Origin of the sequence: Chitinimonas sp., from assembly GCF_041904975.1 — a bacterium.
Taxonomy (GTDB): Bacteria; Pseudomonadota; Gammaproteobacteria; order Burkholderiales; family Chitinimonadaceae; genus Chitinimonas.
In genome coordinates this window covers 1-8,728 of sequence record NZ_JAYRLZ010000181.1, presented here as the reverse complement: position 1 = coordinate 8,728, position 8,728 = coordinate 1, and the positions used below count along the sequence as shown (strand labels likewise).

The following is an 8,728-nucleotide window of genomic DNA, read 5'->3' as shown; positions in this document are numbered from 1 at the left end:
TGTGCGCGGCCTCCGGTATCGGCGATGAGGTAGCATCGATGCGCTATTGCTACGATTCGCTGGCACTGGCGCGTGAGATGAACGACCCGTCGCGGCTCAGCCTCAGTCTCGTCAATGTGGCCGATGCCCATCTCAATTACGGCAACTTTGCCGATGCCCTGACTGCTCTGCGCGAAGTGATGCAGCTGGCCGAACGCCACAAGCTGTATAACCGGCTGCGCAATGCGCCACCGGGCCTGGCGCTCGCCTGTATTGCCATCGGCGAGATCGACGAAGCGCGCAGCATCATGCAACGCTGGCTGACCCGTTTTGCCGATGAGAAGCTGGATTTTCAGATTGTCGAAGGCCTGCTGGTCGCGGTGTATCTGCACAGTCGCGATCCGGCCGGCTGGCCACAGGCCGCGCAGTGGCTGGCCCGTATCGATGCCGATATCGCCCGGCGCCGTCATAGCGGCGAACAAGATTGCCTGGAGCGCTACAGCCTGAATTACGCCTGGGCCAAGGGCAGCCTTTTGCGCCAGCAAGGGCGCTTTCACGAGGCGATCGCGGCGCTGCTAGCCGGCGAAGGCCGGCATGACCAGTGCGAATCGCGCTGGATTCCGCTGGCGGCACGTCAGGAGCTGTATCTGTGCTATGCCGCCACCGAGCAATGGCAGCAGGCGCTGGCGACGCATATCGACTTTGCCCAGCGCCAATCGCAGCTGCTCGAAGGCGCCAGCGCCATCCGCATGCAGGTGCTGGCCATCGAGCACTCGGTCGAGACCGAGCGTATCGGACGGCAGAAGGCCGAAGAAGCCACCCGCCTGAAAAGCGAATTCCTCGCCAATATGAGCCATGAAATCCGCACGCCGATGAATGCCATCATCGGCCTGGCCCATCTGGCCTCGCGGGCACAGCTGCCGCCCAAGGAGCAGGACTATATCGAGAAGATCCACCAGTCGGCGCAGGCACTGCTGGGCATCATCAATGATGTGCTGGACTTCTCCAAGATCGAGGCCGGCAAGCTGGAGCTGGAGCACTGCGCCCTGGCGCTGGATGAGCTGCTTGAGCAGGTGCGCATACTGACCGCCCAGCGCGCCCAGGAAAAAGGCATCCACTATGTGCACGAGATGCCGCGCCATCCCCTGCCCCACTATCTGGGCGACCCGGTACGCCTGGCCCAGGTGCTGGTCAATCTGTGCAGCAATGCCATCAAGTTCACCAGTCGCGGCCAGGTGGTGCTCAGTGTTCGCCAGACCACGCTGGAGGAAGACGCGCACCATCTGGTGTTCGAGATTCGCGATACCGGCATCGGCATGACCCTCGAGCAGCAGGCGCGCCTGTTCCAGGCCTTCACCCAGGCGGATAGCTCCACCACCCGCCAGTACGGCGGCACCGGTCTGGGCCTGACCATTTCTCGCCAGCTGCTGCGGCTGATGGGGAGCGATCTCAGCGTGGAAAGCATTGCCGGGCAAGGCTCTACCTTTCGCTTTACCGTGCGCCTGCCGATCGCCCAAGGGGCAGAAATTGCCGCCGCACAGGCGCGCCCGCTGGCAACAGGCACTCCGATGGCGGGGCCTATCTTGCTGGTCGAGGACAACGAGATCAACCAGCAGGTGGCCTGCGAGCTGCTGAACAGCGTCGGGCTGGCGGTGGATCTCGCATCCAGCGGACAAGAGGCGCTGGCTTTGCTGGCCAGCCAGCCGCTTGACTACTACCAGCTGGTGCTGATGGATCTGCAGATGCCGGGCATGGATGGCCACGAAACCACCGCCGCCATCCGCCGCGATCCGCGCCATGCCAAGCTGCCCATCATTGCCCTGACGGCCCACGCCATGGCCGATGTACGCCAGCGCTGCCTGGCCGAGGGCATGCAGGATTACCTGAGCAAGCCAATAGCTCCGGAACGGCTCTACCGCATCATTGAACGCTGGGGCCGCCAGCCGGGGCAGGCCCTGCGTGCCTCGCCCGCCGCCAACGCCAGCGAGGCCGCGCTCGATACCGAACAGGGCCTGATGTATATGGGTGGGGAGCCGGCGCTATACCAGCACATCCTGCAGCGTTTTTTCGATGCCCATCAGCACACTGCGCAGACACTGGCGCAATTGCTCGACCAAGCTGACCATGGCGCCCTGGAGCGATTGGCGCACAGCCTCAAGGCCAGCGCTGCCAGCCTTGGCGCACGCCATTTGCAACACTGCGCCGGCGCGGTGGAAGACAGCCTGCGCCAAGGCCGCTTCGATGGTTTGCGCCGGCAATGCGGTGAGCTGCTCACCGCATTGCAAGCGTTGATGCATGAACTCACCACCCGCCTGGACAGACAGCAAAGCGTGCCTGCCGGCCCAAGCGAGCCAGCAAGCCACGAGGAAGTGCTGGCCATACGTGACCAACTGGCCATCCTGCTGGCCGGCTGCAGCATAGACGCCGCCAGTTTCTTCACGCGCCATCAGGCGCAATTGCGGCAGCTGCTCGCGCCAGACGTGCTGGCACAACTTGGCGCCTATATCGAGCAATACGAATTCGACGCAGCTACCGAGTTACTGCTGGCTTGAGCCAGCAAGCTCACTACTGCGCGTGCCTAGCCCTGGATGTACTGAAACAGCGACAGGCTCTGCACCGAGGCAAAGGTTTTTCGAGCCGCATCGAGATAGGTCTGGGTCTGGGTGAAATCGCTGATGGCGCGGCTGTAGTCCAGATCAGTCAGGCCCGAAATCGACTGGGTCAGCTGCAGGTTGAGATCCTTATTGGTGCTCTGGGTGGAATCTGCTTCCTTCCAGCGCGAGCCGACATTGGCCTGTACCGTCACCACGACCGACAAGGTGTTGTCGAGATTGGCCAGGGCGGTATTGAGCCGGTTCTGGAATGTGGCGGCGCTGACGCTGTTGTCGGCATAGGCATTGAGCGCCGCGGTAAAGTCGCCGATGGTACTGAACACATCGTAGTCGCGGCTTGGATTGATGCTGAACGAGTCACCATCGCCCGGCGCACCGGTCACATTCACCTTGGCGCCGAAATCCCAGCCGGCAATCAAGGGGTTGCTCTCACCAGGCAACGCCGCCAGCACGATATCGCCACCCGGCGTATACACGCGCGGATAGCTGTTCGGGCGGGTGGCACTGTCGGTACGTGTGGCAAGACCGGCAGGATCGGTGGCAGTCTTGTAGTCCCAGCCATCGATCATCGAGCGGTTGTAATTGGCCGAGGTAGTGTCGTTATTGATGATGTCGTAGCTGAGCAATTGCTTGGCCGGTTGCTGCGGATCGGGCACCGAATGAAAAGCAATGCGATACAGGCCGGTATTGTTGCGATCGGCCCATTTCAGCGGGTCGGTCACCACGCCGGGGCTGACCACGCCGGTCCCCTGGCTGGCTGCCAGGGTGCCATCGAAGGTGGCGGTAGCGGTCGCCTTGGTGGGAGGATTGCCGGTGGCGGTAATCACCATGCCGAGGGCGTTCACTCCGGGCGGCACCAGCGAAGCCGGCGCCTGCACACTGGTCTGATTGTCGACGGTGCGGGTAATCGTGTAATTGCCCGACGCCGCATCCCAATCCACGCGGTAGCCGGAATTGACATAACCGCCAGCAGGATCGCGCGAGAACTGGATCGGGCCGCTATCGCCAACCACCACGGTACGCGGCAGATCTGGCTGCCCCATCGACGCGGCGAACACGCCATTGCCGTTCTTGATCTTGACGAACAGATCGGCGCCGGAATCGGACACGGCAATATCGCGCGAGGGTGAAATCTGCGTGCTGCGCTGCCCCTGGTCGCCGTCATAGCGCACATTGCCATAGGCCAGCTCATTGAAAGGCTTGGTGCCGCCCTGATAGCCGGAGTACAGATACTGTCCGTTACCGTCGGTGGTATTGGCCAGGCTGATCAATTCCTGGTATTTGCTTGCCACATTGGTGGCGATGATTTTTTTCTCGCTGCTGCTCAGGGTAGCGTCACCACTTTGCACGGCCAGGGTCTGGATATCCTGCAGGGTGCGCACGATCTGTTGCAGGTTGGCCTCCGACAGACCCAAGGCGCCCGTCGCGCTCTGCGCATTGGTGATGTACTGGGCATTCTGGCTGCTGGACTGGATCAGATCGAGCGAGCGTGCCGATGCGACCGGATCATCCGATGGCGTCAGCACCTTGCGGCCGGTAGATAGCTGGTTTTGCAGCTTGAACAGATCCGACTGGCGATTGTTCATATTGAACACGCCCAGATCGTAAATGGTATGGGTGGCGATACGCATGATGTTCAACTCCGGCAACGCAGGCTGCGCTGCGGCCAAATCGACGTTATGGCCCGATCAATCCGGGACAGGCGCTTTAGGTGCCGATCGACAGCACGGCTTCAAATGCCTTCTGCGCAATCTGGATGGTGCGGCTCGACGCCAGATACGCTTGCTGGAACACAAGCAAGTTTGATGCCTCTTCATCCAGATTCACGCCCGAGGTCTCCGACAGCTTGGTCTGGGTCTGCTTGAGCAATTGCGCCTGCGCCGCCTGGTTGATATTTACCTGATTCGCCTTTACCCCGACTTGCGACACCATCTGGCTATAGGAGCCCTGGAAGTTCGCGGTCCCGCCTTGCAAGGTATTGGCGGTCTGCAGCTTGCCGATGGCCAGGATATTGCGTGAGTCGGACACCGCGCCGGCATTGGCCTCGATGAACATAAAGGTGTCGCCGCCTTTCGGCACCCCGCTGATCTGCGCCGACCAGCCATTGAAGGTGATTTTCGAGCCCGAGGTATAGGTTTGCGCAGCAATGATGGTATTGGTGCCATCCCACACATTGCCGGTTGCCGGGTCGATCGACAGGCCGCCCTGGACGACGGCGCCATTGGGATCGAGCAGATTGCCACTGGCCGGATCGAAACGATTGCCGCTCTTGGTATCAAAGATCCGGCCATTGGCGGGATCAACAAAATGGAAAGAGGTGGCATTGCTCGCGTTGAAACTGATCGCTACCGATGAAACCGTGCGATTGACTGCCCCTCGCTGGGTGACCAGATTGATATCGAGCGGGCTGCCGCTGGGTGCGCCGGCGGAAATGGTGGCACTGCCGGCATTGCGGCGTGGATCGACCAGGAATTTATCGCCCGCGGCCGGCACACCGCCGGTGATATCCACCGTCCAGCCGTTGTAAGTGATGTGATAGCTACCACTGACCGGGTCTTGCTGCGCAGTTTGTCCGCCAAGCAGCACCACGCCGGTCGCGGCATCCTTGATGTCGTACATCGGATTGCCCGATGCGTCGACCCCGGTAAACGACAGCTGTATTTTCTTGGCCTGTACGCCACCATTGGCCTCGGTAATGGTGGTAATGGCAGCGATATTGGCCGGGCCGGTATTGGCAGGGTCTTTCGACACATTGATCGACACCGTATCGCCCGAGGTGCGGATCGGTGAACCGGCAGCCACCTTGGCTGTATCGGTGATCATCACCGACATATTGTCGGCAAAGTCCCGGGTTGGCTGGATGTTGAAGGTGTCTCCGGTCGCCGCCGTGCCGGAAGTGATGCTGATGCGCAAACCATCCATGCCATCAGGGAAATACTGGTCGAGCGGCGGATTGGCCAGCTCGTCGCCGGAAATGCTCCAGCTCTTTCCGTCACTGCGCAGCAGGCGATAGCTATCCTCGCGGACAGGCGAAGTGGGGTCATCGGCCTGATCGACGTACAAGGTGTAGTCAAAAGCACTGAGCTTATTGGTATCGGCAATCGATACCTGCACCGTGGCATTGCCCTGGTTCTGGTTATTCGGGATGACATGCGAGGCAGCCGGCAAAAAGCTGACGCCGATGGTTTCGCCCAGCACCATATCCGCCGTGGTTCCGGTGGGGCTGGCAGTCAGGCGGAAATTGATGCCGAAGGCGGTGTAGCCATCGGTGCCGGTGATTTCGGCCGACGAGGCTGTTACGGTCTGGCCATCGGTCAAGCGCGTAATCAGATAGGCAAGCGGGCCGCCAGCCGGATCAGGCACCGCGCTGACATTGAAATCGCTGCTGACAAAGGGCTCGGTAGAGAGATTGCTGGCACTGAGCTTGACCTTGTTGACGCCGATATTGCCTTGCTCATTGATGCGTTCCATCGGGAACTGGAAAAAATTGCCGCCGAGCTGGCCATTGAGATCGCTGCCGAGCTTGTGCTGGGTGTTGACCGATTGCCCCAGCGCCATGGCCACGCGCCCGATGGCCGACTGTGCGTTATCGAGCACATCGCGCCGGTATTGCAGCACGCCGCCGAGCGAGCCGCCCGTGATCAGGCTGGAGGGTATCACCGAGGTCGCGCCATATTGCTGGTAAGCCACATCAAACCGCGCTGGATCATCGGCAGCCGGGATGGCAGCCAGAGTGAACGCGGTACCGCCCACCACCAGATTCTGGCCGTTTCCGATAAACACATTGTAACTACCGTCGTTTTGCTTGATCACCGTGGACTTGACGTATTGATTCAGCCGGGTAACCAGCTGATCGCGCTGATCCAGCAGATCATTCGGCTCGTTGCCATTGGCGCCGTTGCGCGCCAGAGTGATTTGTTCGTTGAAGGCGGCAATCTGCTGCGTGATGCCATTGATATTGCCCACCGTTGCCGTCACTTCCTGGTTCACATCATTGCGCAAGGTAGTGATACGGCTGTTGACGGTCTGCAACTTGGTAATCATTGCTTGAGACAGGCCCAGCAGCGATTGCCGTGATGACACATTCTTCGGGTCATTGGCCACGGTCTGCACGCCAGTGAAGAAATCTTGCAGCGAAGGCGAGAAACCGGCAGCCGGATCGGCCAGCAGGTTATCGAGGTCTTCCAGATGCGATTGCAGATTGTCGTAGTAGCCGCTCTGCGCCTGGGCGCCTTGCATCTGCCGTACCAGGAACTCGTTGTAGGAGCGGTTTACCGTATCGATTTGCACGCCGCGGCCAAGAAAGCCCTGGCCGGTGCCCAAGGGGTCGACCGCGCTTTGCTTGATGGTCTGACGGGTGTAACCAGGGGTGCTGGCATTGGCGATATTGTGGCTGGTGGTAGTCAGACCGATCTGCGCGGCCTGTAACCCCGATACAGCGATGCCATAAAGTCCGTTGCCCATTTTCGCTACTCCTGTTGCAAACTTTGCTGCGAACCGATATGCCGTTTATGCCGCGCGATAGGCGCGCAGTGCCGGACTCTGTGCCAGCTGGGTAAGCTTTTTGGCGTAGTGGGGGTCGGTGGCATAGCCACCTTGTTGCAGGCGTTCGGCAAACATCCGGGCATCACTACCCGCCTGGGTGGCGGCGCCATAGCGCTTGCTCAATAGCTGCGCATAATCGGCAAACGCATCGGCGTAGCTGTCGTATGCGCGAAAGCGCTCAACCCGCTTTTGTGCAATGCCGTCGACGTATTCGGTGGTGACAATGTCGGCAGTCTTGCCAGTCCAATCGCTACCCGCCTTGATACCGAACAGGTTGTGGCTGTTCCGTCCCTTGGTATCGGTAATGGGCTTGCGGCCCCAGCCGGTTTCCAGCGCCGCATGTGCCAGCATCAGATGCGGCGACAAACCCAGCGAAGCGGCCGCCGTCGTGGCGGCCTGGCCGATGGTGGAGACAAACTCGGCAGCCTGCTCACTGACCGAGACCGCGGTTGCCGGCAGTTTGCCGGCAGCATTTGCCGCAGCGGCAAGATCCTGAAACTGCAGCTTTCGGGGTTGCATGGGCAAGGCTTGCGGATCGCTCAAGCGGGCAATTTGCCGCGCCACCATATCGGCCATGCCCAACCCCTTGCCGCCACTCAGCGTCTGGCTCAGCTGCTGGTCATACATGGACTGGAAGGTTTCCAGGCTATTGGACTGCAACTCATCGAACTTCGGCGTAGCCTCGCGCATGGCCTTCATCACCATATCGAGGAACATCTTCTCGAACTGCTGCGCCACTTCGCGGGCCGCGCCCTGCGGGTCCTTGGCGGCTTTGGCGCGCAAATCGCCCACCGCCTGGGCATCGATCGCCAGGCGGGCATTGAGTGCAGAGTCAGCGGAGGAAGTTTGCATGATGCTCAGCCGGTGTGATTACGCTACACCAGCTCAAGCAAAGAATGCGCCAACCATCGGTGGCGCATGAATAGTGGTTTTCAGGGGATAAGTCGACGAGTCTGCCAGCGCGCCATGCGCATTGACCAAGGCTTGATCAGATGATTTCCAACTCTGCCCTGAGCGAGCCAGCCGCCTTCATTGCCTGCAAAATCGCCAGCAAATCCTGCGGGGTGGCGCCGATCTGGTTGAGGGCGCGGACTACATCATTCAAGGAGGCGCTGCGCGGCAAGCTGGTGACGCCGCCCTTTTCCGCCTTGATCTCGATGGCGGCATTTTCGGTCTTGGCGGTGTTGCCGCCAGATAGCGCGCCGGGCTGGCTCACTTCATTCTTGGCCGATATGGTCACGGTGAGGCTGCCATGCGAGATGGCACAGGGCTCCAGCGTCACCGAGCGATTCATCACCACCGAGCCGGTGCGGGCATTGATGATCACCTTGGGTGATACCTCGGCCGGCGTGACGCTGATCGTTTCCAGCTTGGCCATAAAACTGACTCGCGCATCCGGGTCTTGCGGCGCGCGGACCTGGATGGTGCGCGAATCGAGTGCCCTGGCGCTCGCTGCCCCCATGGCGCTATTGATGGCCGATGCTACCCGGCTGGCGGTGCCGAAGTCGGCATTGTTCAGCGCCAGGGTGATGAAATCGCCCTGCCCCACCCCGCCCGGCACCTCGCGCTCTACCGTGGCGCCATCGGGAATG

Annotated in this window: 5 protein-coding genes; 1 reads left to right on the top strand and 4 read right to left on the bottom strand. The window is 60.9% G+C overall.

Annotated elements, in window-relative coordinates; all coding sequences use genetic code 11:
- On the top strand, positions 1-2,531 hold a 2,531-nt coding region (locus tag ACE3OH_RS15525; protein WP_374354854.1), incomplete at its 5' end, for an ATP-binding protein.
- 26 nt (positions 2,532-2,557) lie between these two features.
- Here ACE3OH_RS15525 and flgL read toward each other — a convergent pair.
- The 4 genes from flgL to ACE3OH_RS15505 all read right to left on the bottom strand — a co-directional run.
- Positions 2,558-4,222, bottom strand: a complete 1,665-nt coding sequence (gene flgL / locus ACE3OH_RS15520) for a flagellar hook-associated protein FlgL (protein WP_374354851.1) — start codon at positions 4,220-4,222, stop codon at positions 2,558-2,560.
- Between the two features lie 76 nt (positions 4,223-4,298).
- A complete protein-coding gene (flgK, locus tag ACE3OH_RS15515) occupies positions 4,299-7,055 on the bottom strand; it encodes a flagellar hook-associated protein FlgK (RefSeq protein WP_374354848.1) in 2,757 nt (918 codons plus the stop codon).
- A 45-nt stretch (positions 7,056-7,100) separates the two neighbouring features.
- Entirely contained in the window at positions 7,101-7,988 is an 888-nt protein-coding gene (gene flgJ, locus ACE3OH_RS15510) for a flagellar assembly peptidoglycan hydrolase FlgJ (protein WP_374354845.1), read from the bottom strand.
- A 136-nt stretch (positions 7,989-8,124) separates the two neighbouring features.
- Positions 8,125-8,728, bottom strand: a 604-nt coding sequence (locus ACE3OH_RS15505; protein ID WP_374354842.1) for a flagellar basal body P-ring protein FlgI, incomplete at its 5' end; no start/stop codon positions are given.

Coding starts and splice junctions, on each gene's coding strand:
- flgJ (WP_374354845.1), bottom strand. CDS start 7,988: ATGCAAACTTCCTCCGCTGACTCTGCACTCAATGCCCGCCTGGCGATC.
- flgK (WP_374354848.1), bottom strand. CDS start 7,055: ATGGGCAACGGACTTTATGGCATCGCTGTATCGGGGTTACAGGCCGCG.
- flgL (WP_374354851.1), bottom strand. CDS start 4,222: ATGCGTATCGCCACCCATACCATTTACGATCTGGGCGTGTTCAATATG.